The sequence below is a fragment of the Nocardiopsis sp. L17-MgMaSL7 genome (assembly GCF_003182025.1).
Lineage (GTDB): Bacteria > Actinomycetota > Actinomycetes > Streptosporangiales > Streptosporangiaceae > Nocardiopsis > Nocardiopsis prasina.
In genome coordinates this window covers 585,725-611,665 of the sequence record NZ_QGTF01000001.1, presented here as the reverse complement: position 1 = coordinate 611,665, position 25,941 = coordinate 585,725, and the positions used below count along the sequence as shown (strand labels likewise).

Genomic DNA, 25,941 nt, shown 5'->3' with positions numbered 1-25,941 from the left:
GCGACGACGACGGGGCCCGCGCGAACACTCGCGCGGGCCCCGTCGTCATGTCGGCGTGGTGCCGTGTCCCCGGGAGTCAGAGGAAGGTTCGGCCCTCGCCCCGGTAGGTGGGTACGGCGCCCTCGTAGGTGCCGGTTTCGGAGTCGATCAGGTGCAGGGTGTCGAACCGCTCGCAGAGCTCCCCGGCCTTGGCGTGGCGCATCCACACGCGGTCGCCGACGGCGAGCCCGCGCGCGGCCTCGCCGATCAGGGGGGTCTGGACCTCGCCCGCGCCCTCGGTGGGGCTGTAGGTCAGGCCCCCGGGCAGGTGGGGGACCGGCGGGCGGTGCGCGTCGGCGGGGCCGGAGGCCGGGTAGCCGCCGCCGAGGACGGTGGCCACGTTCGGGGCGGGGCGGCGGACGACCGGAAGGGCGAACAGGGCGGCGGGACGGCCACGGAACGACCGGTACTGGTCGAACAGGTGCGGTTGGTAGAGGCCGGAACCGGCGGCCAGTTCGGTCACGGCGCGTTCGCGTCCGGTGGTGTGCAGGCTGCCGGTGCCGCCGCCGTTGACGAAGCGCAGGTCGGCGACGTCCCGGACGGCTCTGGTGATCGCGGCTCTGCGTCTGGCCAGCTCGACGGCCGAGCGGCGCTGCACGGCCCGCAGGATCCGACCGTAGAGCGGACGGCCGGGCGGCGCGTCTCCCACTCCGGCGATCTGTCCCTCGTAGGCCATGATTCCGTCCAGTTCCAGCTCGGGGCGGCGCACGACGGCGCGGGCCAGAGCCGCCGCCTGTGCCGGGGTGCGGACGGGGGAGCGGTAGGCGCCCACGCGCATGCCGGAGCCGAGCGGCTGCCAGCTGGTGTCGATGTCCAGGCAGACCCGGATGGGGGGTGCGTCGGGGGCGCGGTCGGCCCGGGCGACGGCGGCGCTCACGAGGTCGAGGTGGGCGGGGTCGTCGACCATCAGGGTGATGACGCGGGCGGCGGTGGGGGAGGCGGCGAGTTCAGCGAGGGCGTCGGTGTCCGCCGTGGGGTAGGCGACGAGGATGTCGTCGCTGAGCGGTTCCGGGTCGCCGGTGGCCAGCCAGAGTGCCTCGGGGAGGGTGAAGGCCATGACGCCCGCGTATCCGGGCAGGTCGAGCACCGTGCGAAGGAGGTCCCTGGAGCGCACGGACTTGCTGGCCACGCGGATGGGACGTCCGTGGGCGCGGCGGGTCAGGTCGGCGGCGTTGGCGCGGAAGGCGGCCAGATCGACCATGGCGAAGGGGGCCTGGATGTCGCGCGTCGCGGACTCGTACTTCTCACGCAGTCTCGTCATGTTCCTGAGGATGCCAGAACATGAATGTGCTTCATATTGCCCGGGGGTCCGATCTCGTGCCTTTCGGGTCGGTCGCGGGTGACGCGGGATACGCGGGGAGCGGCCCCGCCGGTCGCGCCCGCTGGATATCCTGGGGCGTCACGGCTGATCAGCCGGTCGACCCCGGGAGTTGTTCCTTTCATGAACGAGCGCGAGTACGTCCTGACCCTCTCCTGCCCCGACAGCCGGGGCATCGTGGCCGCCGTCGCCAACCTGTTGGCCGACCACGGTTGCAACATCACCGAGAGTCAGCAGTACGGTGACCACTTCTCCGGTCGCTTCTTCCTCCGGACGCAGTTCGTCGCGGAGGCGGGACCCACGGGCGTGGTCGGCGAGGACGCTCTGCGCGGAGCCTTCGCCGCTCTGGCCGGTGGGTTCGGCGGCGGCTCCGAGGGCTCGTTCGTGGAGTGGGACCTCCAGGCGCGGGACGTGCGCCCGCGCATGATCGTGATGGTGTCCCGGTTCGGACACTGCCTCAACGACCTCCTCTACCGCCAGCGCAGCGGCCTGCTGGACATCGACATCGCGGCGGTGATCTCCAACCACGCCGACCTGGAGTTCCTGGCCGACTCCTATGGCGTGGACTTCCACCACCTGCCCCTCACCCCCGAGAGCAAGGGCGAGCAGGAGGGGCGCGTCCTGGAGCTGGTCGACTCCTACGACGTGGACCTGGTCGTGCTGGCCCGGTACATGCAGGTGCTCTCCGAGCAGCTGTGCACCAAGATGTCCGGACGCATCATCAACATCCACCATTCCTTCCTCCCCAGCTTCAAGGGCGCCCGCCCCTACCACCAGGCGCACGCGCGCGGTGTGAAGCTGATCGGCGCCACCGCCCACTACGTCACGGCGGACCTGGACGAGGGCCCGATCATCGAGCAGGAGGTCTCCCGGGTCGACCACACCCACAGCCCGGAGCAGCTCACCGCGATCGGCCGGGACCTGGAGTCCGTGGCCCTGGCACGCGCCGTGAACTGGCACGCCCAGCGCCGGGTCCTGCTCAATGGGGACAGGACGGTCATCTTCGGCTAGGGCGAACCGCCTGGCTCGCGCGACGCGGGCAGGCACAACACGATTTCGGACGCGCAGGGGTGCCCACGGGCACCCCTGACGTTTTTCCTGCGCAGCCGGGGTTCCGGATGTGTTTTTGGGGCACGGATGGTATGACCGTGACCCTTCTGACCTGCAAATCATGACCAGAAGTGTCTTGTTGGCTACATAGAGTGCGTATAAGGTGTGATGAGGTCCAAACCGCTCCGGTCGTCCCGACCCGGGGCGACACGGGTTTCGGACCATCAACCCTGAGCCGCACAGGCTCTGATCAGGGGGCACAAATGGGCAAGCACTTCGACGACGCCGCCGGCAAGGGCAAGGAAGCCTTCGGCAAGGCCACCGGCGACAAGCGCACCGAGGCCGAGGGCAAACTCGACCAGACCAAGGCCGGGGCCAAGGACAAGGCCGACAAGGCCAAGGACAAGGCCGAGGACCTCAAGGACAAGGCCGAGGACAAGATCAAGGGCGTCTTCAAGAAGAAGTAGAGCGTCCAGGACGGATTGCGCACTGTGTAGGGGGACCAGTGTCGGACTTGAAGACCGAATCCGCGGTACCGAGCGCCCGTGAGTCCAGGGGCGGACGTGACTCCGCGAGCACGAACGAACAGGGACACACCCAGATCGCCGACGGCGTCGTGGCCAAGATCGCGGGCAAGGCGGCCCGCGAGATCGGTGGCGTCCACGCCATGGGCGGCGGGGCCGCCCGCATGGTCGGCGCGGTACGCGACGCCGTGAGCGGCGGCGGTTCCTCCGGGTCGGTGGCGCAGGGCGTCTCCGTCGAGGTGGGGGAACGCCAGGCGGCGGTCGACATCGACCTGGTCGTCGACTACGGGGCCGCCATCCAGGACCTCGCCTCCGCCGTACGACGCAACGTCACCCAGGCGGTCGAGCGGATGACGGGCCTGGAGGTCACCGAGATCAACATCCGGGTGGACGACATCCACCTGCCCGAGGACGACGAGTCCGCCGACGACCGCGACTCCGAACCCAGGGTCCAGTAGCCGTGGTCGGCGGCGATCCTGGAGCGACCGCACGAGCCATCGCGGAGGGCGCGCTGCGCTTCTCCGACGTGGTGGAACTGTCCTCCGGCTCCTTCGGAACCCTGAGCACCGCTGTGCCCGGGGGACGTGTCCGGGGGGTCGCGGTGCGCGAGGACCAGGTCGAGGTCGGCGTGGTGCTCCGCTACGGGCGTCCGCTGCCGGAGATCGCCGCCGAGATCCGGCGGGGCCTGGCCCCGTTGTCCGGCGGCCGCGCCGTCCACGTGTCAGTGGAGGACGTGGTCGCCGGACTCGGTGACGGCGCACGCACCGTCAGCTAGACCTACAAGCAGGGGCGTTCTGATCAGAGGGGGTAGCCATGTGGCCCATCGTTGGACTGTCCTACGGGACGGTGCTCGGGCTCGCGGCGGCGTTCGGCGGGTTCCCCGCCTTCGCGCTGGTACTGGTCCTCGGACTCGTCGGGTTCGTCGCGGGCCGGGCGATGGAGGGTGAGATCGACCTGGCCGAGATGTTCACACGGCGGTCGGCGTAGACAGGGGTGAGGTCGTGGTCGGGGTTCGCACGGACACCGTCCCTCGTCAGAGGGGTCCCGTTCCGGAGGGTGAGGCCACAGGGCACACCCGCGGACGGGACCCCGGGGGCCGCACGGACATCCCCGGGGCCGTCATCGAGAAGGTGGCGGCCAGGGCTGTCGGAGAGGTCTCCGGGGCCCGGGCCGTGCGGTCGAGGACCGCCCGCGCCCGGGTGAGCGGGGAGATCGTCATCCTGCGCCTGCGCGTCGGGGTGCGCTACCCGAGGCCCGCGCGCCAGGTCGCCGAGGAGGTGCGCGGCCACGTCAGGGACCGGGTCGAGCGGATCACCGGCAAACAGGTCCACCACATCGACATCGAGATCGCGGAGCTGGTGCGCTGACATGACCACCGTGGAAGAGGCGCTCGGCCGTCCGAGCCAGGGGATCGACCGCCGCGCCAAGCGCGTCGCCGTCCACACGTTCCGCCCACGCAGGTCGTGGCCCGCGGTACTCGTCGGACTGCTGATCCTGGTGGTGGCCGTGGTCGCGGCCGCCGAGGTCATCGCCGCCCTCGCGGGCAACCCGTTGCGGCTGATCCCGGTCGGCCCTGCCACGGACTACGCCGCCGCCACGACCTGGTCGGAGCCCTCGGTGCAGATCGCCTCGGCGGTTCTGGCGCTGATTGGACTGGCCCTGATCGTGGTGGCGCTGGCCCCGGGGCGGAGCCGGTGGACGGCGCTGCGCACCGACGACCCGGCCCTGGTGGTGGGACTGACCCGGCCCGCTCTGCGGCGGGCCGTGGCGGCCGCCGCGCAGGACGTGAGCGGCGTGGACCACGTGCACGTGGTCGTGCGTGGGAACCGGATCCGGGTCCACGTGCGCACCGGGATGCGTGAGTCGCACGGGCTGCCCGCCGAGGTCACCTCGGCCGTGGAGACCCGACTGGAGGAGCTGGCCCCGCTGCGCAGCATGCGGATCGCCACGCACGTTCGATACGCGGAGGGTTGACCATGGCACGCGAGAGGTCTCGAAGGTCGGCCCGGGGCAACCGCCTGGGCCTGGTGATCGTGGGGATCGTGCTGCTCGTGGCGGGCGTGGCGGCCCTGGCCACGGGGCAGGGCCTCCTCGGCGGCGAACTCGCCGCCACGCCGTTGCTCGGGGACCGGGTCAACGAGGTGCTCGCCCAGCAGTGGGTCCCGTACGTGGCGGTGGCCGTCGCGTTCGTGGCCGGTTACCTGGCCCTGCGGTGGCTGATGGTGCAGGGCATGAACGACACCGTGGGCCGTATGCACCTGGCGCGCGACGACGCGGGCAACGTGGAGATCTCGGAGAGCGCGGCCAGGGGTGCCCTGGAGCAGGAGGTCACCGACTACCCCGGGGTGCGCCGTGCCCGTGCGCGTCTCACCGAGTCCGGCGACCGCCCGCACCTGCGGCTGGCGCTGACACTGGAGGAGGACGCCGACGTGGCCGGGATCTGGCGGCGCGTGCGTTCGGAGGCCATCACCAACCTGCGCGGCGCCCTCGAACTCGACCAGGTGCCCGCGGTCATCCGGATGTCCATGACCGCCCCCGCCAAGAACCCCCGCCGCAGCCTGGCCTGAGCCCGGAACCGACGGGCGGGGGAGGAAGGGGCGAGTCTGGTGGCGAGCAGAGCTCAAGCCACCAGACCCGGGGTGACGACCGACGAGGGCGAGCGGGTGGGAGCTCGAGCCCGGTCATCGGCCGTGCACTCGGTACAACCAAGGGATTAACCGGGACATTCCCGGCATCGGGTCAGCACTCGATGACGTTGACGGCGAGGCCGCCGCGGCTGGTCTCCTTGTACTTGTCGTGCATGTCGCGGCCGGTGTCGCGCATGGTCCTGATGACCTTGTCCAGGCTCACGAAGTGGCTGCCGTCGCCGCGCAGGGCCATGCGGGTGGCGCTGATCGCCTTGACCGAGGCGAGCGCGTTGCGTTCGATGCAGGGGATCTGGACGAGGCCGCCGATGGGGTCGCAGGTCAGTCCCAGGTTGTGTTCCATGGCGATCTCGGCGGCGTTCTCGACCTGCGCCGGCGAACCGCCCAGGACCTCGGCCAGGCCGGCCGCCGCCATGGAGGAGGCCGAACCCACCTCGCCCTGGCAGCCCACCTCGGCGCCCGAGATCGACGCGTTCTGCTTGAACAGTATGCCGATGGCCGCCGCCGTCAGCATGAAGCGGACCACGCCGTCGTCGCCCGCGCCCGGGCTGAAGTGCAGGTAGTAGTGCAGGACCGCCGGGACGATACCGGCCGCGCCGTTGGTCGGCGCGGTCACCACTCGGCCCCCGGCCGCGTTCTCCTCGTTCACCGCGAGTGCGTACAGCGTGATCCAGTCACTGCCGCGCATCGGGTCCGGGTCCACGTGGGTGGGGGCGAGCAGGCCGTGCTCGTCGCAGTTGCCGCCCAGCTGGCGGTAGAGCCGGTGGGCCCGGCGCGGCACCTTCAGCCCCCCGGGCAGACTGCCCTCGGTGGACACACCGCGACGCACGCACTGGCGCATCGCCGCCCAGATCTCCAGCAGCTCCTCGCGGATCTGGTCCGGGGTACGCCCGAAGGCCTGCTCGTTGGCGAGCATCAGCGCGCTGATGGACATGCCGGTCTGTTCACACAGCTCCAGCAGCTCCTCCGCGGAGGAGAAGGGGTGGGGCAGGACGGTGTCGTCGGCTTTGATCCGGTCGGCGCCCGCGGCTCTCTCGTCCACGACGAAGCCGCCGCCCACCGAGTAGTACACCTTCGCGGCCACCTCGGTACCCGCGTGGTCGAACGCCAGGAAGCGCATCCCGTTGGGGTGGTCGGGCAGGCTCTCCTTGCGGCGGAAGTCGACGTCGACGGCGGGGTCGAAGTCCACCGCCGGACCGTCCGCGCCGCCAAGGAGGAGACTTCGGTCCGACCGGACCCCCTCAACCAGGTGGGGGACGGCGTCCACGTCCACACCCTCCGGGGTGTGCCCCATCAGCCCCAGGACCACGGCGGTGTCACTGCCGTGCCCCTTGCCGGTGAGTGCCAGTGAGCCGTACAGCTCCACCCGCACGTGGGTCACACGCGAGAGGAGTTCCTCGGAGCGCAGACCGGACACGAACGTCCGGGCCGCCTTCATCGGGCCGACGGTGTGGGAACTCGACGGTCCGATACCGATCTTGAACAGGTCGAAGACACTGATGGCCATGGCTGTCCTCCTCGTTGAGCACAGGGATGGGGCCGTGGTGACCGGCGCCGTGTGGGCCCGCGCGGCCCACACGGCGGAGACTGCTACAGGTTCGGGTAGAGCGGACGCTTGGCGGCCAGAGCGCTGACCCGGTCGCGCAGGGCGGCCTCGTCGAACTCGGGCTTGAGCGCCTCGGCGATGACGTCGGCGACCTCGGTGAAGTCACCCTCGTCGAATCCGCGCGTGGCCAGGGCCGGCGTGCCGATCCGCAGACCCGAGGTCACCATCGGCGGCCTGGGGTCGTTCGGGACCGCGTTGCGGTTGACCGTGATCCCGACCGAGTGCAGCCGGTCCTCGGCCTCCTGGCCGTTGAGCTGGGAGTCGACCAGGTCCACCAGGACCAGGTGGACGTCGGTGCCGCCGGTCAGGACCTTGACCCCGACCTTCGCCGAGTCCGGCTGCGTGAGCCGCTCGGCGAGGATACGGGCACCCGCCACCGTGCGGCGCTGGCGCTCGGCGAACTCCTCGCTCGCGGCGACCTTGAACGAGACCGCCTTGGCCGCGATCACGTGCTCCAGCGGGCCGCCCTGCATGCCCGGGAAGACCGCGGAGTTGATCTTCTTGGCCAGCTCGGCCTTGGACAGGATCATGCCGCCGCGCGGACCGCCGAGGGTCTTGTGGGTCGTGGTGGTGACCACGTCGGCGAACGGCACCGGGTTGGGGTGCAGTCCGGCAGCGACCAGACCGGCGAAGTGCGCCATGTCCACCATGAGCAGCGCGCCGACCTCGTCGGCGATCTCGCGGAACTTCGCGAAGTCGAGGTGGCGCGGGTAGGCGGACCAGCCCGCGACGATCATCTTCGGCTGGTGCTCCTTGGCCAGGGCGGCGACCTCGTCGTAGTCGACGGTGCCGTCCTCGTCGCGCACGTGGTAGGCCACGGCGTTCAGGATCTTGCCGGAGTAGTTGATCCGCATGCCGTGGGTCAGGTGACCGCCGTGGGCCAGGTCCAGGCCCAGGATGGTGTCACCCGGCTTGAGCAGCGCGAAGTACACGGCCGTGTTGGCCTGCGCGCCCGAGTGCGGCTGCACGTTCGCGTGCTCGGCGCCGAACAGCTCCTTGGCGCGGTCGATCGCCAGCTGCTCGACGACGTCGACGTGCTCGCAGCCGCCGTAGTAGCGGCGGCCGGGGTAGCCCTCGGCGTACTTGTTGGTCAGGACGGTGCCCTGGGCCTCCAGAACCGCCTGGGGGGCGAAGTTCTCGGAGGCGATCATCTCCAGGGTGTCGCGCTGGCGCGCCAGTTCGGCGTCGACCGCGGCCGACACCTCGGGGTCCAGCTCGCCCAGAGTCTGGTTGAGAAGGTTGTCGCTGGTCATGCTAGTTCTCGCCTTCGGTCAGCTTGGTGTACTCCTCGGCGGAGAGCAGGTCCGCGGGCTCCTCGGACACGCGCACCCTGAACAGCCAGCCACCCTCGAAGGGGTCGGAGTTGATGGTCTCCGGGGCGTCCTCAAGCGCCTCGTTGACCTCCACGACCTCTCCGGTGACGGGGGAGTAGATGTCGCTGACGGACTTGGTGGACTCCACCTCGCCCGCAGTCTCACCGGCGGTGACGTCGTCGCCGACCGAGGGGGTCTCGACGAAGACGATGTCACCCAGCGACTCGGCCGCGTACGCCGTGATCCCGACGGTGGCGATCCCGTCCCTGACCGCGATCCACTCGTGTTTGGCGGTGTAACCCAGCTCCGTGGGAACGCTCACTTCAACTCTCCTTGGAGGTGTTCCATTTGTCTGCCGTGCGCCCGTACGGCGACCCGGCCCGGCCTACGCCTGGCCACGCCCCGTCCGTGCCGGTCCCTCGTGGGGATCCGGCCGTGCGGGACGTGCAGGTTCTCGGGTCCGCCCGGGGGCGTACCCGCTTCCTACGACTGCCGCTTGTAGAACGGCAGCTCGACCACGTCGACTTCCTCGCCCCGCCCGCGCACGTCCACGGTGAACGTGCCGGTCGCGGTGTCGAGGTCGCCGTCCACGTAGGCCATGGCGATGGGGCGGCCCAGGGTGGGGGAGGGGGCGCCACTGCTGGTGACTCCGATGACCGTGCCGTCGCGCAGCACGTCCTGGCCCTTGCGGAGAGGGCGGCGGCCACGGGAGACGAGGCCGATCAGGCGCCGTTCGCGAGCGGTGCGCGAGGCCTCCTCGAGCGCGGCGCGGCCCACGAAGTCACCGGGTTTGTCGAGCTTGACCACGCGGCCCAGGCCGGCGTCGAACGGCGTGAGCCCGGCGTTGAGCTCCTGGCCGTAGAGCGGCATGCCGGCCTCCATACGGAGGGTGTCGCGGGAGGAGAGCCCGGCCGGGACCAGCCCGTGCGGCGCTCCCTCGGCCATGAGGGCGGCCCAGACCTCGGGCGCGCGGTCGGCGGGCCGGACGAAGATCTCGAACCCGTCCTCGCCGGTGTAGCCGGTGCGGGCGAGCAGGACCGGGACCCCGGCGACGGTGTGCTCGTAGCCCGCGTAGTAGCGGATGTCGTCCAGGTCGGCGTCGGTGAGCGGTGCGAGGATCTCCACCGCGCGCGGGCCCTGGATCGCGATGAGCGAGTAGTCGGCGGACTCGTCGGCGACCTCGACGTCGAAGCCGGAGGCCCGCTCGGCCAGGGCGGAGGCGACCACGGGCACGTTGGCCGCGTTGGCCACGACCAGGTACTCCTGCTCACCGAGCCGGTAGACGATGAGGTCGTCCAGGACGCCGCCGTCCTCGGCGGTGATCATGGTGTAGCGGGCGCGGCCCACCTTGACCTTGGACAGGAAGCCGACCAGCGCGTGGTCGAGGGCCTCTGCGGCCTGCGGGCCGGTCAGCCGGATCTCGCCCATGTGGGAGAGGTCGAAGAGCCCGGCGGCCTCACGGACGGCGGTGTGCTCCGCGGTCTCGCTGCTGTAGCGGAGGGGCATCAGCCATCCGGCGAAGTCGACGAGCGTCGCCCCGGCCTCTTCGTGGGTCTTGTGCAGCGCGGTGAGGCGCGGCGCGGTCGCGGAGTCTGACATGGGCACTCCCGAGAGGATGGGTGTCGTGCGTAAGGCGTTGCCATCCTCCCCCTCTGTCATGGGTGCCTGAGAGCTTCACCGCGCGCTCGGCGTGGTTTGCACCTTCGGCGAGGGAACGCGTCCCTGCTTTCCAGAGTGGTCTCGCCCGTACGGTCCGCTGTGCCTGAGAGGTTGTCTTCGGGGAGGGATTGCTCCTTCGGCGGCCCACGCTGGATACGCGGACACTCTCCCGTACGGGGTCAGCAACACGCTCAGCCTAGCAGCGGCGACCTGGGGCGCCCAAGACAGCCCGGGCGCTTGTGGACGACCAGGACGCCCATGCCCGGACGCTTGGGGACGACCTTCGCGACACGGTCGTCGGAGGCGGCCGAGCGGGGTGTGTGACCACCGGGCATGCCCTAGCTTTGTGGGTGGACGTTCCCGCGGACAGCCTGTGGAGGAGACGAGTGCGTACCGACACCGAACACGCTCCCGGGAGGTCCGGGCGCGCCCCCGGCCGCTTCGCCCTCGGAGCCGCCGGTTGTGCCATCACCCTGTTCAGCGGGGCCGCCTGCGCGACGACGGACGAACCCGAGCCCGCGCAGGGCACGGTCGGCAACCCCGTCCAACTGGGCGACGTGCAGACCGTGGAGCGCCACGACCTCGAGGCGGTCTTCGCCGAGGTCGGGGTGAACGGGACGTTCGTGCTCTTCGACGCCGGTGACCGGTCCGCCGTCGTGGTGAATCTGGACGAGGCGAGCGAGCGCGCCGTGCCCGCGTCCACCTTCAAGCTGCCGAACACGCTGATCGCCCTCCAGACCGGTGAGGTGTCCGACGTGGACGACGTGATCTCCCCCGAGTCCGGCGACGACCTGAGTCTGCGCGAGGCCCTGCCCACCTCCGACGTCCCGGTGCACCAGGAGGTCGCCGACCGGATCGGGTTCGACCGGATGTCCACTTGGGTGGACCGGTTCGACTACGGCAACCGGAACGTCGGCGAGGAGGGGGCGATGGACCGGTTCTGGCTGGAGGGTCCCCTGGAGATCTCCGCCATGGAACAGGCCACCTTCGTCGCCGAACTCGCCCGCGAGGAACTGCCCGTGGACGTCGAGCACCAGCGCGCCCTGCGTGACCTGCTGCTGGTCGAGGAGGGGCCCGGGCACCAGCTGTTCGCCCGGACCGGCCTGGGTGTGGACGTGGACCCGGTGCCCGGCTGGTGGGTGGGCTGGGTCGAGCAGGGCTCCGACCTGCACACGTTCGCGCTGCGTCTGGAGGTCGAGGACCAGGAGGACGCGGAGCTGCGCGAGTCGCTGGGCCGTGAACTGCTGGTCGCCCTCGACGTCCTTCCCGCAGCCTGACGCGTCCGCTCCGCGTCCCCCGCCAGGCCGCCTAGGGATCGTCGGGGGAGCGGAGCTGGATCGGGACCGAACGCACGAAGCGCTGTTCGGAGTCGGTCACCCCGCCCATGAACTTGAACGTGCGCAGCGTCATCCGGCGGTCGGCGATGCGCAGCCCCGGCAGCTCCTCCAACAGCCTGCGCTCCACACGGGTGAGGTCGGGGGCGTCGCGCAGCCACAGGATGAACAGGGTGTTCTCCGGACCCGCGATGGTCGTGCACAACCGGACCTCGGGGATGCGTTCCCCCAGGTCGGGCACGCCGTCCAGAACCTCGGGGTCCACCGTTCCCCACAGGGTGGCGGCGCTCGGCCAGCCCATGTGCGCGCGTGAGATGTCGCAACGCAGCCCGAGGAGCCCGTCGCGCAGCAGCCGGTTGATTCGGCGCGCGGCGGTGGTGGGCGCGATGTCCAGTCGTTCGGCGATGGTCTGGTAACCCAGCCGCGCGTCCGCGCACAGCAAATCCACGATGCTCTGGTCCAGTTCGGTGACGCGTTCGTTGCCCACCGGGGCGCGCAGCGTGGGGGAGAGGGCGCGGAGCCGGCGCCGCTGCCCGGGTGACAGGGCGCGGACCTGCCACAGGTAGGCCTCCCGGGGGACCTCGGTGACCACGTGCACCCGGTAGGAGACCACGTCGGGGATGCCGCCCACCCAGTTGAGCAGGTAGTCCGCCAGCCCTCCGCCGGGCACCACGGTGAGCATGAGCTGGTGGGACCCGGCCACGAACTGGATGCTCAGGGTGTCGCGGTCCTCGGCCAGGGCCGCCGCGACCCGCTCCACCGACCCGTTGCGGCAGCTCAGCTCCACGTAGCTGAGGTACCGGCGGGCCATCACCCGGCGGCGTGGGAACGCGGCTATGCGCGCCAGCCCCTCGTCCTCCAACCGCTTCCACCGGCGGGCCAGCGTGGTGGGGTCCGCGTCCAGGACCGGCCCGAGCTCGGCCCAGGTGGCCCTGGGAGCCAGCTGGAGCGCGTTGATCAGGGTCAGGTCGAACTCGTTGGGCATGCTCGATTCCGGCAAAATCCACCTCCCTCATGGCGGTTCCCGGCGATTCCCGCAGGTTACCGGAGGGTCCACGTAGGTTTCCGCAAGATCAGAAGCGCGGCCCTGAGCTGCGAGTCTCCGTTGGATTGCGCACCGTCGCGTCCGGGTGTCCGCCTCGCGGAACCAGGGACCGGGTGCGGTGAGAAAGGTGGCGTCGATGACCTCGGCTGGCAGGACCCTCGTGGTCCGCGACGGAACCGTGATCGACGGGACCGGGGAGGGCCCCCAGCGCGACCGGTCCCTCGTCCTGCGCGACGGCCGGATCGACTGGATCGGCCCCGCCGACCAGACGCCGCACATCGGCGAGCCGCACCGGGTGGTCGACGCGGCCGGGGGCACGATCCTGCCGGGGTTCGTCGACACCCACGTGCACATGACCATGTCCGGCGACGGCATGAACCCCGCCGACCTGATCAACCAGCCTCCCCACTACGGCTACTTCACCGCCATCCCGCGCCTGAGGGCCACCCTCGACGCCGGGGTCACCAGCGTTCGCGACCTGGCCGGGCTCGACCAGGCCGTGGTCCGCGCCGTCGACGAGGGCATCATCCCCGGCCCCCGCCTCACCACCGCCTACCGGGCTCTCGGCCCCACCGGAGGCCACGGCGACTTCCGCACCTGCTGCGGCTTCGACTACGGCGCGATCCTGGGGCCCGACGGCGCCGTCTCAGTCAACACCGACGGCCCCGCCGAGGCCCTGCGCGCCACCCGTGAGGTCATGCGCAAGGGCGCCAAGGTCATCAAGGTGATGGCCAGCGGAGGCGTGTGGAGCCCCCAGGACACCCCCTGGCACGACGGGCTCAACGTGGAGGAGATGTCCGTGATCGTGCGCGAGGCCGCCAGCCACGACATCCCCGTGGCCGCCCACGCGCAGAGCGCCCGCAGCATCCGCAACGCCCTCACCGCCGGGGTCACCAGCGTGGAGCACGGCTACGAGATCGACGAGCGGGGCATCCAGCTCATGCTGGACGGCGGCGCCTTCCTGGTGCCCACCCTCTCCACCGCCACCACCCCGCCCGACCCCGCGAAGTCGGCCGACTACGCGGTGGCCAAGAAGCTCAGGCTCCAGGAACACCTCAGCGAGAACATCACCGCCGCCGTCCGGGCCGGGGTCCGTGTGGCCCTCGGCACCGACTCGGGTATCTGTCCGCACGGCCGCAACCTGCGCGAACTCGCCCTGCTGGTGGAGCACGGCATGAGTCCCATGGGGGCCCTGCTCACCGGAACCCGCGACGCCGCCGCGCTCCTTGGGCGGAGCGAGGAGATCGGCACCCTCGAACCCGGCAAGCGCGCCGACGTCGTCGTCTGTTCGGGGGACCCCCTCGCCGACATCACCCTGCTCGGCGAGCCCGACAACGTCACCGTGGTCATCAAGGACGGTGCGGTCCACAAGGACACCACCGGAACCCGACCGGGCACCGCGCACTGACCAGGCCCCACCCGCCACCCCTTCGTCCCGGAGGTGACCCATGAGCACCCCACGCTCCCAGCAGGGAGGCGCGGTCGAGACGCGCCCCGGCTTCCTCACCCGCTCCCTCGACAACATCGAGCGCCTCGGTAACAAGATCCCCGACCCGTTCGTCCTCTTCCTGCTGCTCTTCGCGCTCGTCGCCGTCGCCTCCTCGGCCCTGTCGGCTCTGGGCGCCACCTACGTGGTGCCCGGCAGCGAGGACGGAGCCCAGGAGATCAAGGGCTTCTTCACCGCCGAGGGACTCACCTGGCTCACCACCAACCTGGTCCCCAACTTCATCGGCTTCCCGCCCCTGGGCGTGGTGCTGACCATCCTGCTGGGCGTCGGCATCGCGCAGCGGACCGGTCTGCTCAACACCCTGGTCCGCCGGGCCTTCAGCGGTGCGCCCCAGTGGCTGCTCCCGTACGTGGCCGCCCTGGTCGCGGTCTCCGGCAGCATCATGAGCGACGCCGCGATGGTGGTCATCCCGCCGCTGGCCGCGATGGTCTTCAAGGCGGCCGGGCGCCATCCCGTCGCCGGTCTGCTCGGCTCCTTCGCCGCCGCCATGGCCGCGTTCAGCTGTAGCCCCTTCATCACGAGCACCGACGCGCTGCTGTCCGGCATCACCAACACCGCCGCCGCGCCGGTGGAGGGGCTGGGCACCACCCACGTCAGCCCGATCTCCAACCACTTCCTCACCTTCACGATCGCGATCGTGCTGAGCGTCGTGGCCGGTTTCCTCATCGACCGCGTCCTCGAACCCGCCCTGGTGCGGCGCGGGGTCAGCCGCGAGCAGACCGGTGCCGAGGACGGTTCCGCCGCGAACGGGACCGCCGAGGAGCGCCCCGACCTGAAGATGGACGCCGAGCTCACCCCGAGCGAGCGCGGCGGAATGCGCTGGGCCGGGATCGCCCTGGTCCTCACGGTCGTCGCGGTCCTGCTGGTCACCCTCCCGCCGGGCGCGCCCATGCGTAACGAGGACGGCGCGTTCCTGCCCGAGTCCCCGCTGCTCAGCTCCGTGGTCTTCCTGGTCTTCCTCACCCTGGCCGTGCCCGGCGTCGCCTACGGTCTGGCCACCCGGGCGATCCGGGGCGGGGCCGACGTCGCGCGGATGATGGGCCACACCGTCAAGGAGATGTCCGGTTTCGTCGTCCTGGCCTTCGTGATGGCGCAGTTCCTGGAGCTGTTCAACTGGACCGGCCTGTCCACGTGGATCGCGATCAAGGGCGCGGAGGCGCTGGAGGCCACCGGGTTCACCGGGTTCGGGGCCATCCTCTGCTTCATCCTGCTGGCCTGGCTGATCAACTTCTTCATCATCTCCGGCTCCGCCCAGTGGGCCCTGTTCGCCGTGGTGTTCGTGCCGATGTTCGCCCTGCTCGGCTACGAGCCCGGCTTCGTCCAGGCGGCCTACCGGATCGGCGACTCCACCTCCAGCGTGCTCTCGCCGCTCAACCCGTACGTGATCATCGTCCTCGGCTTCCTCAAGTCCTACGAGCCCAAGGCGGGCATCGGCACCGTGATCGCGCGCTGCCTGCCCTTCTCTCTGGTCTTCCTGGTCATGTGGGTCGCCGTCTTCGCGGTGTTCTACTTCGGGGGCCTGCCCATCGGCCCCGGCATGTACCCGCGGCTGTAGACCACGGGCCCGGGCAACCGGGCCCGCCACCCCGCACGCACACCGACGTAAGGAGACCACCCATGACCGGCGCCAGGACCCTGTACCGGGACCTCACCCTCATCGACGGCACCGGAGCCGCCCCGGTCGCCGACGCCGCCGTCCTGGTCGAGGACGGGCTGATTGCCTACGCCGGGCCCGCCGCTGACGCGCCCGCGCCCCGCCCCGAGGACACCGTGGAGAGCCTGGGCGGGCGCACCCTGCTGCCCGGATTCATCGACACCCACGTGCACTTCGGGTTCTCCGACGGCCGTGCCCTGGCCACCAACAACGCCGACGTCTCCCGCAGCCTGCACGCGTTCGAGTCCGCCGAGCGGATGCGGGTCACCCTGGAAGCGGGCGTCACCGGCGCCCGCGACCTGGGCGGGGCCGACACCGGCTTCCGCATCGCGCGGGAACGCGGTCTGATCCGGGGGCCGCGCCTGAGCATGGCGCTGCGGCTGATGAGTCACACCGGCGGCCACGCCGACTTCACGCTGCCCTCCGGCGCCAACCCGCACGACTGCGAGCACACCGCCGCCGAGATCGTCGACTCGCCGCAAGAGGCCCGGGTGGCCACTCGCAGGCTGGTCCGGGACGGCGCCGACGTCATCAAGGTGTGCGCCACCGGCGGGCTCTCCAGCCCCTCGGACGGCCCCACCGACGAGGGCGTCACGGAGGAGGAGATCGCCGTGATCGTGGCCGAGACCGCCAAGCACGGCGGTCGGCCGGTGGCGGCGCACGCCCAGGGCGCGGCGGGGATCAGGAACGCGGTGCGCGGCGGGGTGGCCAGCATCGAGCACGGCTACCTCATCGACGACGAGGGCATCGACCTCATGCTGGAGCGCGGCACCTTCCTCGTGCCGACCCTGACCACGTTCGACTTCGAGGACCGGGTCCACCTGATGACCCGGAAGGCGGTCGACACCAAGCGGGCCCTGGCCGAGGAGACCTACCGCCGGATCTCCCACGCGGTCAGCCGCGGGGTACGGATCGCGATGGGTACGGACGCCGGTATCTCCGAGCACGGCCGCAACCTGCGCGAACTCGCCCAGCTGGTGTCCGTGGGGCTCTCGCCCATGGAGGCGATCAGGGCGGGCACGAGCAACGCCGCGGAGCTGGTGGGCACCGCCGACACGACGGGCACGGTCGAGGCCGGGAAGTTCGCCGACCTCGTGGTGTGCGAGGGCGACCCCCTCGCCGACGTCTCACTGCTGGGCGACCGCGCCAACGTGGTGCTGGTCGTCCAGGGCGGCGAGGTCGTCAAGGACACCCGGGCCTGACCGGGCGCCGACCGGCCCGGTCCGCCGACCCTGGGGCCGGGCGGACAGGAGCGGGGCCCGGCACGTCGTCCGCGCGCCGGGCCCCGCGTGTGTCCGGGATCAGGCGGCGTTCTTGCGGCGCTGGCGGACCGCCTCGGCCAGGTTCTCCAGGACGCCCTCGGTGGTCTCCCAGCTCATGCACTTGTCGGTGATGGACTGGCCGTAGGTGAGCTGGTCCGGGTCACCCAGCTTCTGGGCGCCCTCCACGATGAAGCTCTCCAGCATGACGCCGACGATCCCCTTCTGACCCTCGGCGACCTGGGCGGCGATCTCCCGGGCCACGCCCGCCTGGCGGACATGGTCCTTGCCGCTGTTGGCGTGGCTGGCGTCGATCATCAGGCGGCGCGGCAGCTTGGAGCCCTCGATCACATCCAGGGCGGAGGCCACCGACGCGGCGTCGTGGTTGGGGCCGCTGCGCCCGCCGCGCAGGATCACGTGGCAGTCCGGGTTGCCCTCGGTGACCACGACCGAACCGGCGCCGGCCGGGTCCACGCCGAAGAACGTGTGGGAGGCGGCGGCCGCGCCGACGGCGTCCACGGCCACCTGCACGTCGCCGTCGGTGCCGTTCTTGAAGCCGACCGGGGTGCTCAGGCCGCTGCTGAGCTGGCGGTGCACCTGGCTCTCCGTGGTGCGGGCGCCGATGGCGCCCCAGGAGACCACGTCGGCGATGTACTGCGGGGTGATCGGGTCGAGGAACTCGGTTCCGGCGGGCAGACCGAGGGCGTTGATGTCGATCAGCAGCTCACGGGCGGTGCGCAGGCCCCGGTGCACGTCGTAGGTGTCGTCCAGGCCCGGGTCGTTGATCAGGCCCTTCCAGCCGACCGTGGTGCGCGGCTTCTCGAAGTACACGCGCATGACCACGCACAGCTCGTCGCTGACCGACGGGACGAGGTCGCGTAGGCGACGGGCGTAGTCCAGGGCGGACTCGGTGTCGTGCACCGAGCAGGGGCCGACGACGACCAGGAGGCGGTCGTCGGCGCCGTCCAGCACCCGCTTGACCTCGGCGCGCGAGCTCTCCACGAGGGCGGTGCTCTCCTCGCTCATGGGGAGCTCGGCGAGCAGGTCCTGGGGGGCGATGAGCGGTTTGTAGCTCGCCACCCGTGTGTCGTTGGTGCTCGTCATCGTCTCCCCTGGTCCCATCACGTCGATCGCCTGGCGACAGATGCTCGTGCCGCACCTTGACCGTAGCGCGGTCCGGCGGGGCGGACACGGTCGCGGTGGAATTCGACGTGCGAACCCGGGATGGGAAAGGCCACACCAGCGCATTTCGCGGGAAGCCGTCCCAACCAGCGAGACACAATGGCCCCCGGCCGCCATTCCGCCGGGTGCCCCGAGCGCCCGGGGGATCAGTCCTTCAGCCCGGGGAGGTCCTCCTCCCAGTACTCGCGCGGGTTGCGCACCCCGTCGGCGACCGTGCCGCGCTCGGTCTCGGCGCGGCGCAGCCGGACCCGCCTGATCTTGCCGGAGGCGGTCTTGGGCAGGTCGGCGAACTCCAGGCGGCGGACCCTCTTGTGCGGAGAGAGACGGCTCCGCGCGTACTCCATGATGGCGCGGGCGGTCAGGGCGTCCGGTGCCACGCCCTCGGCCAGGGTCACGTACGCCTTGGCCACCGAGAGCCGGAGCGGGTCCGGTGACGGCACGACCGCGGCCTCGGCCACGTATTCGTGCTCGACCAGAACGCTTTCCAGCTCGAATGGTGAGATGCGGTAATCCGAGGCCTTGAACACGTCGTCGGACCGGCCGATATAGGTAATGGAACCGCGCGAATCCCGCGTGGCGATGTCGCCGGTGCGGTACAGCCCGAGCCGCGTCACGTCCCGGGTGGTGTCCGGGGCGTCCGCGTAGCCGCGCATCACTCCCACGGGACCGTCGCTCATGTCCACGCAGATCTCACCGGTGTCGGAGGGCCGGGCCGTCTCCGGGTCGACCAGGACCACGTCGTAGCCGGGCATGGGGCGTCCCATGGACCCGCGGGCCACCTCCTGGCCGGGACCGTTGCCGACGAGCAGGGTGGTCTCGGTCTGCCCGAACCCGTCCCGTACCGTGAGCCCCCACGCCTCACGGACGTAGTCCACGATCTGCGGATTGAGCGGTTCCCCCGCCGCCACCACCTCGCGCAGCGGTACCTTCCACGCCGCCAGGTCCGCCTGGACCAGCATCCGCCAGACCGTGGGCGGCGCGCACATCGTGTGCGCCCCGCACCGCACCGCCGCGTCCAGCAGGGTCGCCGGATCGAACCGCTCCTGGTTGACCACCAGCACCGTGGCCTCCGCGTTCCACGGCGCGAACACGCTGCTGTAGGCGTGCTTGGCCCAGCCGGGCGCGGACACGTTCAGGTGCACGTCCCCGGGCCGGACACCCAGCCAGTACATGGTGGACAGGTGCCCCACCGGGTAGGAGCTCTGGGTGTGGGTGACCAGCTTGGGCCGGGCCGTGGTGCCGGAGGTGAAGTACAGCAGCAGGGGGTCGTCGGGGCCGGTGGGTCTGGGCTGGGTGAACTCCAGGCCAGAGTGCTCCGAGTCGGGGTAGCTGAGCCATCCGTCCATGTAGCCCACGCAGATCCGGGTCCAGTGGCCGCGCAGGTGCTCGAACCGCTCGGTCTGCTCGGGCGAACAGACCACGTGCGCGACCTCCCCGCGGTCGAGCCGGTCCACGAGGTCGGCCTCGGACAGGTTGGTGGCGGTCGGGGTGATCACCGCGCCCAGCTTCACGGCGGCGAGCAGGATCTCCCAGAGTTCGACCTGGTTGCCGAGCATGAGCATGATGCGGTCGCCCGGGTGCACCCCCTGGCCGATCAGCCAGTTCGCCACCTGGTTGGAGCGTTCGGACAGCTGACGGTAGGTGTGGTGGGCCTCGGTCCCGTCCTCCTCCACCAGCCACAGCGCCGTGCGGTCCGGTCGGGTGGCGGCCACGTGGTCGAAGTGGTCCAGCGCCCAGTTGAACCGTTCCGGCCTGGGCCAGGTGAACTCCCGGTGGGCCGTCTCCTGGTCCTCCCGGTGCTCGAGGAGCAGGTCCCGCGCGGCGCGGAACTCCCGTGCCCCCTCGGTCATCTCGTGCGACATCGAAGGCCTCCGGTTCGGGGGCGGCGCGCCGGGCGCACCGCCACGGGCTCCCGGCCACCGGAAGGGTGGCGGGACGAGGTGTGCCCCTGCGGTTCTACCCGGAACGGGACATCCCGACCCATCGCGACCGTCGGCTCCGGTCCGGACCGGTCGGCCCGGGCTCCCGGAGGCGGGGATGTCCGTTCGCGACCCGGCGCCCTAGGATGGTGTCCCATGGAGGAACTGCACGGACACCACGCCATCTGGCGCTTCGACGAGGAGACGGTGCGCATCGGTTTCGGTACCGGTCGCAGGGTTCCGGCCCTGTACAAGGCGCTGGGACACTGTTCCGTCCCGTTGGCCGCCGTCCGCGACGTGGAGTTCGATCCGGGCGAACGCAAGCACGGGTGGCGGATCCGGCTGCGCCTGGTGGAGGGGGCCGACCCCTACGCGCCCCTGGAGACCGCGGGTGCCGGTGGAGCCGCGACACCGCTGGTGCTGACCGGCCCCCACGAGCGGGAGCTGGTCGCCGAGTACTGTGCCGACCGGATCACCGAGTCGGCCCGCTACGCCCGCGAGACCTTCACCGGCCCGCTGGACCTCGCACAGGTCGCCAGAGCCCTCGTGGTGGGTCTGCCCTACCAGGCCCGTACCGGGGAGGGTGCGGTCTCCTTCGACGGGGACCGGGTGCGCCTCGTGTGGGACGGCTGGATGGCCAGCACCGCGAAGGGGCAGGAGAAGTCGCGCGAGTTCCCCCTCTCCGAGATCGAGTCCCTCCAGTGGTTCCCCCAGCGCGACTTCGACGAGGGATTCCTCCGGGTCGTGCTGCGCGGGGTGACCATGCCCGAGGCCTCCGGGCTGGAGAACGACTTCTTCACGCTCGCCTCGCACGGCCTCAAGGGCAGTGAGGAGAGCCTGTTGATGGCCGCCACCGTCAACACCCACATCGCCCTGGCCAGGGGGGACACCGCAGAAGAGCCGGCGGCCCGAGCCCCCGAGCTGGAGGCGGCGGCCCCCGCCGAGGGCAGTGACGAGATCTTCGCCAAGATCCGCGAGCTCGGCAGCCTCCACGCCGAGGGGCTGCTGACCGACAGCGAGTTCAGCAGCAAGAAGGCCGAACTCCTCGACCGGCTCTGACCCGGGAACCACCCAGCCACGAACACCACGAAAGGGCCATGCCTTGCGCACCTTGTACCCGCCCATCGAGCCCTACGACTCGGGCACGCTCGACGTCGGCGACGGACACCGCGTCTACTGGGAGCTGTGCGGCAACCCGACGGGTAAGCCTGTGGTGTTCCTGCACGGAGGCCCGGGCGGCGGCTGCACCCCCGACCACCGACGGCTCTTCGACCCGGAGCGGTACCGCGTCCTCCTGTTCGACCAGCGCAACTGCGGCCGGTCCACCCCGCACGCCAGCCGGATGGACGCCGACCTGTCCACCAACACCACCTGGTCGCTGGTCGAGGACATCGAGCGGCTGCGCGAGATGATCGGCGTGGACGCCTGGCAGGTCTTCGGCGGTTCCTGGGGCAGCTGCCTGGCCCTGGCCTACGCCCAGAAGCACCCCGAGCGCGTCACCGAGCTGATCGTGCGCGGCATCTTCACCCTGCGCGACCAGGAACTGCGCTGGTTCTACCAGGAGGGCGCCTCGAACCTCTTCCCGGACCTGTGGGACTCCTACCTGGAGCCCATCCCGGAGGAGGAGCGGGATGACCTGATCAGCGCCTACGCCCGCCGTCTGGAGTCCCCGGACCGCGAGGTGCGCCTGGAGGCGGCCCGTGCGTGGAGCGTGTGGGAGGGGTCGACGATCACGCTGCGGCCCAACCCGACGCTGCGGGAGCACCACGCCGACGAGGACTACGCGCTGGCCTTCGCGCGGATCGAGAACCACTACTTCCACAACAGGGGTTTCCTCAGCCCCGAGCAGCTCATCAAGGGCGCCGAGATCATCCGGCACATCCCCGGCGTGATCATCCAGGGGCGCTACGACGTGTGCACACCGGTGCGTACCGCCTACGACCTGCACCGCGCCTGGCCGGAGGCGGACTTCCACATCGTCGACGACGCGGGCCACGCCTTCAGTGAGCCCGGCATCCTCGACCTCCTCATCGAGACCACCGACCGCTTCGCCAAGTAGCGGGTGGGGTCGCGCCCGGCCGGGCGCGACCCCACGCCGACAGCCACAGCGGGGCGGCCGGGAGCGGGGATCGGGCGGACGATCGGCGACGCGGTGGGATGTGGTTAGGGTGTTGCCACCCGCAGACCCCAGGGGCCCACGGCCCAGGAGAGAAGGACGACATGCGAGTAGAGGTCGACTACGACCAGTGCGAGAGCAACGCCCTGTGCATGGCCGCCGCCCCGGAGGTGTTCGAGGTCAGGGATGACGACTTCCTCTACCTCCTGACCGAGGAGCCGGGCCCGGAACTCCGCGAGAAGGTCCTCAAGGCGGAGCGCCTGTGCCCCAAGCAGGCCGTCACCGTGACGGGGTGACGCCCGCCGCGGCCAGCGCCTCGTCCCAGGTGGTGGGTTTCTCCAGCAGGCCGCGGTAGCGCATGGTGCGTGGGGTGGAGCGCAGCCCCAGCACACCGGTGAGCATCCCCCCGCGCCCCAGGAACGCGACGAACTTTCGGTCCTCCGGCGAACCGTGCACGAAGCTGACCTGATCCGCGGGCGCGCCCTGCCCGAGGAGCTGAATCTTCTTCCGGTACTGGTCCGACCAGAAATAGGGCACCGGGGTGAACGGTGTCCGCCCCGATCCGGCGAGCAGATTGCTGGCGGCCGCCTCGCCCTGCTCGCTCGCGTTGGTCCAGTGCTCCAGCCGGATCCGACCGCCGAAGCGCGGGTGCGGCCAGTTGGCCAGGTCTCCGACCGCGTACACGTTCGGCACCGAGGTCGCGGAGTACTCGTCGCACACCACCGAGCCGTCGTCGAACAGCCCGACCCCCGAACCGCGAAGCCACTCGGTGTTCAGGTGCACACCCACACCGGCCACCACCAGGGAGGCTTCGATCGCGGAGCCGTCCGCCAACCGGACCCGCTCCACCCGTCCAGCGCCCTCGAACCCGCTCACACCCACACCGAGGCGCACGTCCACGCCGTTCTCCCTGTGCAGGTCGGTGAGGACCTCGCCGATCCGGGGGTCGACCACCCGGGTCAACGGAGTGGACGCCGCCTCGACGAGCGTGACCTCCATGCCCACGGCGCGGGCGCTCGCGGCCACCTCGGCGCCGACGAACCCGGCACCGACCACCACGAGGTGCCCGGAGGAGTCGAAGGCCGCCCGGACCGCCTCGGCGTCGTCCAGGGTGCGCAGGACGTGCACGCCCGCCAGGTCGGTGTCCGGGCGGCGCGCCCGCGCCCCGGTGGCCACGATCAGCCCGTCGTAACGCAGCGCGCCCCGCTCGCCGGGGCCCTCCACACGAACCTCCCGTGCCGCGGCGTCCAGTCCGACCACCCGGGTGCTGGGCCGGAAGTCGAGGTCGAGACCGTCGATGACCGAGTCCTCACGCAGTTGGAGCGCCCGGTGCCCGACCAGCCAGCCCGGGTCGCCGCCGGTCGGTTCCAGACCGACACCGGTCAGGGCCTCCTTGGACAGCGGGGGCCGGGAGTAGGGCCGGTGGGCCTCCTCCCCGACCAGGGTCAGACGCCCCTCGTACCCCCGCTCACGCAGGGCCTCGGCCGCGTGCAGGCCAGCCATGCCCGCACCGGCGATGACGATCTCGTTCAGGGTGTCCGACACCGATCTCTCCTCCAGTCGTCCCGTTGTCCCGGGGTCCTCCGCACGCACGTCCGCCCTCTGTCCCACCCGGTGCCCTCCTGCCCGTCCCAGGCCCAAGGGCGGCGAACACGGGCCGAGGCGCCATCGGAGCGGGAGCTACAGGGCCCGCACCTCACCGACGGTCGCCCCGCCGCCGCTCACGGGGGTGGTCAGACGGTCGACCACCGGGCTCACGTCCACGCCCAGGGCACGCAGGGCGGTCAGCCCGACCACCACGCGGGAACGCTCCTGGGCGTCACCGTCGCTGATCTTGACGGCGACGGTCTCGCCGGTGGGGGCGTTGAGCACGAGCACGCCGTCCGCGCCGATCTTGGAGACCAGGCCGGGCAGCCGGGTCATGAGGTCGGTGTCGACGCGCTCGGGGCCCGACACGTACTCGGGGTGCGCGCTCATCGCCTCGATGATGTCGTGCTCGTGCGTGCCCTCCGGAGACAGGCGCATCCCCTGGACGCCCCGGGCCAGACCGGCGAGGGTCACGGCCAGCTGGGGCGCGCCACAGCCGTCGACGGCGGTGTGCGCGATCGTCTCCCCGCACATGTCCTCGATGGCCTCGCGCACCAGCAACTGGAGGGGGTGCTCCGGGTCGAGGTAGTCGTCGGTGCTCCAACCCCCGGCCACACAGGCGGCGAGCATGCCCGCGTGCTTGCCGGAGCAGTTCATGTACCGGGGCTCGGGCTCGCGCCCCGCGGCGACGAAGGCCCGGCGTGCGGTGGGGGAGCCGGGGGCATCGGGCGGGCACCGGAGGGCGTCGGTGGTGAGCCCCACGGAGGTCAGGATCCGCTCGGCCTCGGCGGCGTGGAACTCCTCGCCGCCGTGGCTGCCCGCCGCGATCGCGAGGGAGGGGCCGGTCAGTTCGGCGCCCGCGCGCAGCATGGCCAGCGCCTGGAAGGGCTTGGCGGACGAACGGGGGAACATGGGGTCGTGCACGGGGCCGCGCGCGTAGGCGATCTCGCCTTCGGCGGAGAGACCGATCACCGCTCCGTAGTGCACGCCCTCGCGCATCCCGGACCGGACGACCTCGGCCAGGGGGGCGTAGCTGGGCAGCGGTGACTGGTTCATGCGGCTTCTCCTCGCCGTTGAGGCTGTGCGGTGAGTGCCCGTTGGTGCCGGACACGCGTCAAAACGTACACACCCCCCTCCTTCTTCCCGTCCGCCGGTGTGCCGTCCGTGAACCCCCACGCCGTGGGGCGGTCGGTGTCGGGCACGGGCAGTAGGGTCGTGAACCGACGTTGATCGACCACAGGGAGTAGGGACAGACGATGGGAACGCTGCGGACGGGCGCACTGACCCGGAGAAGGGTCGGCACGCGAGCGGCGGACCTGGAGTACGCGGTACTCGACGTCGAGACGACCGGGCTCGACCCGCGCGAGGGCGCGCGGCTGGTCGAGATCGCCGTGGTGCGGGTGCGTGGGGACGGCACCCTCGTGGAGGAGTTCAGCACCCTCGTGGACCCGCGGGCACCCGTCAGCGGCCAGGAGTTCCACGGGATCGGGGAGGGCGACGTCGTCGGTGCCCCGCGCGTGGAGTCGATCGTGCCCCGGATCGCCCAGCTGCTCTCCGGCGCCGTGGTGGTCTGCCACAACCTGGACTTCGAGGAGCGCTTCCTCTCCTCCGAGCTGGTGCCCGCCGGGCTGCCGCGCGGGCTCTCGGGGCTGTGCACGCTGCGTGCCCTGCGCTCCCAGCTGGACCTGCCGCGCTACTCGCTGCCGCGCGCCACCCACCTGCTGAGCGGGGAGTGGCCCACAGGTCAGCACACGGCGCTCGGCGACGCGCGTGCGTGCGCCCGACTGCTCGTGGAGATGATCGCGAACGCCCCCGGCGAGCTGCGCTACACCGGCCCGGAGCCCCGCGTCCTTCGGGTCGACGTGTCCCCGCACGAGGACGCGCTCCTGGAGGAGCCGGTGCGCTGGAAGCCGCGGACCACCCCGTCGCCCGGCGGCCTGGACCCCCTCAACACGTGGAAGGCGCGCTGGCGCGGTTCCGAGCTGGACGCGGCGCTGTGCGGCGGCGCGTTCCGCGCCACGGAGCGCGTGGTCGCGGAGTCCGCCGCACGGCGTGAGTTCCGGCTGCGGAGCCGGGTGGCCGCGGTCGCGGCGGTGACCGGAGGGATCGCGGCCACCGTCGCGGGCGGTCTGCTGGTGCGCATGGCCGGAGGTCGCGGCCTCGGAGGTCGCGCGAACTGAACCG

General features: G+C 71.3%; 26 protein-coding genes and 1 riboswitch. Of the genes, 16 read left to right on the top strand and 10 right to left on the bottom strand.

The genetic code is table 11. The annotated features are described in order from the left end of the window. Positions 1-76: 76 nt before the first annotated feature. Complete coding sequence (locus BDW27_RS02545; RefSeq protein WP_110048055.1) at positions 77-1,300, bottom strand: alanine racemase; 1,224 nt, start codon at positions 1,298-1,300, stop codon at positions 77-79. 180 nt (positions 1,301-1,480) lie between these two features. Between BDW27_RS02545 and purU the strand changes: the two genes are divergently transcribed. The 8 genes from purU (at position 1,481) to amaP (ending at position 5,498) form a co-directional block, all read left to right on the top strand. Next, the gene (gene purU / locus BDW27_RS02540) at positions 1,481-2,368 is read left to right on the top strand and encodes a formyltetrahydrofolate deformylase (protein WP_110048054.1); all 888 of its coding nucleotides are present in this window, start codon (positions 1,481-1,483) and stop codon (positions 2,366-2,368) included. Positions 2,369-2,670: 302 nt separating this feature from the next. Beyond that, positions 2,671-2,874, top strand: coding sequence for a CsbD family protein (locus BDW27_RS02535; RefSeq protein ID WP_017546414.1), 204 nt, complete (start codon positions 2,671-2,673; stop codon positions 2,872-2,874). A 38-nt stretch (positions 2,875-2,912) separates the two neighbouring features. Then, positions 2,913-3,389, top strand: coding sequence for an Asp23/Gls24 family envelope stress response protein (locus BDW27_RS02530; protein ID WP_017546415.1), 477 nt, complete (start codon positions 2,913-2,915; stop codon positions 3,387-3,389). 2 nt (positions 3,390-3,391) lie between these two features. Beyond that, positions 3,392-3,706: a hypothetical protein gene (locus tag BDW27_RS02525; protein ID WP_110048053.1), complete on the top strand. Its 315-nt coding sequence runs from the start codon at positions 3,392-3,394 to the stop codon at positions 3,704-3,706. Between the two features lie 38 nt (positions 3,707-3,744). Further along, positions 3,745-3,918, top strand: a complete 174-nt coding sequence (locus tag BDW27_RS27365; protein WP_017546417.1) for a hypothetical protein — start codon at positions 3,745-3,747, stop codon at positions 3,916-3,918. 14 nt (positions 3,919-3,932) lie between these two features. Further along, positions 3,933-4,298, top strand: coding sequence for a hypothetical protein (locus BDW27_RS02520; RefSeq protein WP_110048052.1), 366 nt, complete (start codon positions 3,933-3,935; stop codon positions 4,296-4,298). Position 4,299: 1 nt separating this feature from the next. Beyond that, entirely contained in the window at positions 4,300-4,905 is a 606-nt protein-coding gene (locus BDW27_RS02515) for a DUF6286 domain-containing protein (RefSeq protein WP_110048051.1), read from the top strand. Between the two features lie 2 nt (positions 4,906-4,907). Then, positions 4,908-5,498, top strand: coding sequence for an alkaline shock response membrane anchor protein AmaP (gene amaP, locus BDW27_RS02510; protein WP_110048050.1), 591 nt, complete (start codon positions 4,908-4,910; stop codon positions 5,496-5,498). Positions 5,499-5,670: 172 nt separating this feature from the next. On the opposite strand, the gene BDW27_RS02505 is transcribed toward amaP, so the two are convergent. From BDW27_RS02505 to gcvT, 4 genes are all read right to left on the bottom strand, one after another. Then, positions 5,671-7,083: an L-serine ammonia-lyase gene (locus BDW27_RS02505; protein WP_110048049.1), complete on the bottom strand. Its 1,413-nt coding sequence runs from the start codon at positions 7,081-7,083 to the stop codon at positions 5,671-5,673. Between the two features lie 83 nt (positions 7,084-7,166). Further along, positions 7,167-8,435 (bottom strand): serine hydroxymethyltransferase, encoded by a 1,269-nt coding sequence (glyA, locus tag BDW27_RS02500; protein WP_110048048.1) that lies wholly within the window; start codon positions 8,433-8,435, stop codon positions 7,167-7,169. Between the two features lies 1 nt (position 8,436). Continuing rightward, positions 8,437-8,817 (bottom strand): glycine cleavage system protein GcvH, encoded by a 381-nt coding sequence (gcvH, locus tag BDW27_RS02495; protein ID WP_017546423.1) that lies wholly within the window; start codon positions 8,815-8,817, stop codon positions 8,437-8,439. Between the two features lie 161 nt (positions 8,818-8,978). Next, on the bottom strand, positions 8,979-10,094 hold the full coding sequence (gene gcvT / locus BDW27_RS02490; RefSeq protein ID WP_017546424.1) for a glycine cleavage system aminomethyltransferase GcvT: 1,116 nt from the start codon (positions 10,092-10,094) through the stop codon (positions 8,979-8,981). 140 nt (positions 10,095-10,234) lie between these two features. Then, positions 10,235-10,336, bottom strand: a riboswitch (glycine riboswitch). 204 nt (positions 10,337-10,540) lie between these two features. Between gcvT and BDW27_RS02485 the strand changes: the two genes are divergently transcribed. After that, positions 10,541-11,431 carry a penicillin-binding transpeptidase domain-containing protein gene (locus BDW27_RS02485; RefSeq protein WP_110048047.1) on the top strand — a complete coding sequence of 297 codons (891 nt, stop codon included), beginning with the start codon at positions 10,541-10,543 and terminating at the stop codon, positions 11,429-11,431. A gap of 31 nt (positions 11,432-11,462) precedes the next feature. Here the strand turns inward: BDW27_RS02485 and BDW27_RS02480 are convergent, their stop codons facing one another. Then, a complete protein-coding gene (locus BDW27_RS02480; RefSeq protein WP_233515597.1) occupies positions 11,463-12,473 on the bottom strand; it encodes an Lrp/AsnC family transcriptional regulator in 1,011 nt (336 codons plus the stop codon). 196 nt (positions 12,474-12,669) lie between these two features. Here BDW27_RS02480 and BDW27_RS02475 point away from each other — a divergent pair, with 196 nt between their 5' ends. The 3 genes from BDW27_RS02475 to BDW27_RS02465 all read left to right on the top strand — a co-directional run bounded on the left by BDW27_RS02475 (position 12,670) and on the right by BDW27_RS02465 (position 16,896). Continuing rightward, the gene (locus BDW27_RS02475; protein ID WP_110048045.1) at positions 12,670-13,941 is read left to right on the top strand and encodes an amidohydrolase family protein; all 1,272 of its coding nucleotides are present in this window, start codon (positions 12,670-12,672) and stop codon (positions 13,939-13,941) included. Positions 13,942-13,981: 40 nt separating this feature from the next. Continuing rightward, complete coding sequence (locus BDW27_RS02470; protein WP_110048044.1) at positions 13,982-15,595, top strand: AbgT family transporter; 1,614 nt, start codon at positions 13,982-13,984, stop codon at positions 15,593-15,595. A 62-nt stretch (positions 15,596-15,657) separates the two neighbouring features. Further along, positions 15,658-16,896, top strand: coding sequence for an amidohydrolase family protein (locus BDW27_RS02465; RefSeq protein ID WP_110048043.1), 1,239 nt, complete (start codon positions 15,658-15,660; stop codon positions 16,894-16,896). 99 nt (positions 16,897-16,995) lie between these two features. Here the strand turns inward: BDW27_RS02465 and BDW27_RS02460 are convergent, their stop codons facing one another. Together BDW27_RS02460 and BDW27_RS02455 are read right to left on the bottom strand one after the other, a co-directional pair. Continuing rightward, complete coding sequence (locus BDW27_RS02460) at positions 16,996-18,057, bottom strand: 3-deoxy-7-phosphoheptulonate synthase (RefSeq protein WP_017546430.1); 1,062 nt, start codon at positions 18,055-18,057, stop codon at positions 16,996-16,998. 224 nt (positions 18,058-18,281) lie between these two features. Next, the gene (locus BDW27_RS02455; protein WP_110048042.1) at positions 18,282-19,997 is read right to left on the bottom strand and encodes an AMP-binding protein; all 1,716 of its coding nucleotides are present in this window, start codon (positions 19,995-19,997) and stop codon (positions 18,282-18,284) included. Positions 19,998-20,210: 213 nt separating this feature from the next. On the opposite strand from BDW27_RS02455, the gene BDW27_RS02450 reads away from it, so the two are divergent. From BDW27_RS02450 to BDW27_RS02440, 3 genes are all read left to right on the top strand, one after another. After that, a complete protein-coding gene (locus tag BDW27_RS02450; protein WP_110048041.1) occupies positions 20,211-21,113 on the top strand; it encodes a DUF4429 domain-containing protein in 903 nt (300 codons plus the stop codon). Between the two features lie 43 nt (positions 21,114-21,156). Beyond that, positions 21,157-22,113 (top strand): prolyl aminopeptidase, encoded by a 957-nt coding sequence (gene pip, locus BDW27_RS02445; RefSeq protein ID WP_110048040.1) that lies wholly within the window; start codon positions 21,157-21,159, stop codon positions 22,111-22,113. A 161-nt stretch (positions 22,114-22,274) separates the two neighbouring features. Beyond that, positions 22,275-22,466, top strand: coding sequence for a ferredoxin (locus BDW27_RS02440; RefSeq protein ID WP_017547233.1), 192 nt, complete (start codon positions 22,275-22,277; stop codon positions 22,464-22,466). Here BDW27_RS02440 and BDW27_RS02435 read toward each other — a convergent pair. Both BDW27_RS02435 and BDW27_RS02430 read right to left on the bottom strand, forming a co-directional pair. Beyond that, on the bottom strand, positions 22,450-23,715 hold the full coding sequence (locus BDW27_RS02435) for an NAD(P)/FAD-dependent oxidoreductase (protein ID WP_110048039.1): 1,266 nt from the start codon (positions 23,713-23,715) through the stop codon (positions 22,450-22,452). The two genes, BDW27_RS02440 and BDW27_RS02435, sit on opposite strands and share 17 nt — an antisense overlap. A gap of 135 nt (positions 23,716-23,850) precedes the next feature. Further along, positions 23,851-24,813, bottom strand: coding sequence for an asparaginase (locus tag BDW27_RS02430; RefSeq protein WP_110048038.1), 963 nt, complete (start codon positions 24,811-24,813; stop codon positions 23,851-23,853). Positions 24,814-25,013: 200 nt separating this feature from the next. Here BDW27_RS02430 and BDW27_RS02425 point away from each other — a divergent pair, with 200 nt between their 5' ends. Then, a complete protein-coding gene (locus tag BDW27_RS02425; RefSeq protein WP_110048037.1) occupies positions 25,014-25,937 on the top strand; it encodes a PolC-type DNA polymerase III in 924 nt (307 codons plus the stop codon). The last annotated feature ends 4 nt before the right edge of the window (positions 25,938-25,941 follow it).

Excerpts from the sequence above, each read along its gene's own strand:
- BDW27_RS02545 (WP_110048055.1), bottom strand. The coding sequence starts at position 1,300 with ATGACGAGACTGCGTGAGAAGTACGAGTCCGCGACGCGCGACATCCAG.
- purU (WP_110048054.1), top strand. The coding sequence starts at position 1,481 with ATGAACGAGCGCGAGTACGTCCTGACCCTCTCCTGCCCCGACAGCCGG.
- BDW27_RS02535 (WP_017546414.1), top strand. The coding sequence starts at position 2,671 with ATGGGCAAGCACTTCGACGACGCCGCCGGCAAGGGCAAGGAAGCCTTC.
- BDW27_RS27365 (WP_017546417.1), top strand. The coding sequence starts at position 3,745 with ATGTGGCCCATCGTTGGACTGTCCTACGGGACGGTGCTCGGGCTCGCG.
- BDW27_RS02515 (WP_110048051.1), top strand. The coding sequence starts at position 4,300 with ATGACCACCGTGGAAGAGGCGCTCGGCCGTCCGAGCCAGGGGATCGAC.
- amaP (WP_110048050.1), top strand. The coding sequence starts at position 4,908 with ATGGCACGCGAGAGGTCTCGAAGGTCGGCCCGGGGCAACCGCCTGGGC.
- BDW27_RS02505 (WP_110048049.1), bottom strand. The coding sequence starts at position 7,083 with ATGGCCATCAGTGTCTTCGACCTGTTCAAGATCGGTATCGGACCGTCG.
- glyA (WP_110048048.1), bottom strand. The coding sequence starts at position 8,435 with ATGACCAGCGACAACCTTCTCAACCAGACTCTGGGCGAGCTGGACCCC.
- gcvT (WP_017546424.1), bottom strand. The coding sequence starts at position 10,094 with ATGTCAGACTCCGCGACCGCGCCGCGCCTCACCGCGCTGCACAAGACC.
- BDW27_RS02480 (WP_233515597.1), bottom strand. The coding sequence starts at position 12,473 with ATGCCCAACGAGTTCGACCTGACCCTGATCAACGCGCTCCAGCTGGCT.
- BDW27_RS02475 (WP_110048045.1), top strand. The coding sequence starts at position 12,670 with ATGACCTCGGCTGGCAGGACCCTCGTGGTCCGCGACGGAACCGTGATC.
- BDW27_RS02470 (WP_110048044.1), top strand. The coding sequence starts at position 13,982 with ATGAGCACCCCACGCTCCCAGCAGGGAGGCGCGGTCGAGACGCGCCCC.
- BDW27_RS02465 (WP_110048043.1), top strand. The coding sequence starts at position 15,658 with ATGACCGGCGCCAGGACCCTGTACCGGGACCTCACCCTCATCGACGGC.
- BDW27_RS02460 (WP_017546430.1), bottom strand. The coding sequence starts at position 18,057 with ATGACGAGCACCAACGACACACGGGTGGCGAGCTACAAACCGCTCATC.
- BDW27_RS02455 (WP_110048042.1), bottom strand. The coding sequence starts at position 19,997 with ATGTCGCACGAGATGACCGAGGGGGCACGGGAGTTCCGCGCCGCGCGG.
- BDW27_RS02450 (WP_110048041.1), top strand. The coding sequence starts at position 20,211 with ATGGAGGAACTGCACGGACACCACGCCATCTGGCGCTTCGACGAGGAG.
- BDW27_RS02440 (WP_017547233.1), top strand. The coding sequence starts at position 22,275 with ATGCGAGTAGAGGTCGACTACGACCAGTGCGAGAGCAACGCCCTGTGC.
- BDW27_RS02430 (WP_110048038.1), bottom strand. The coding sequence starts at position 24,813 with ATGAACCAGTCACCGCTGCCCAGCTACGCCCCCCTGGCCGAGGTCGTC.
- BDW27_RS02425 (WP_110048037.1), top strand. The coding sequence starts at position 25,014 with ATGGGAACGCTGCGGACGGGCGCACTGACCCGGAGAAGGGTCGGCACG.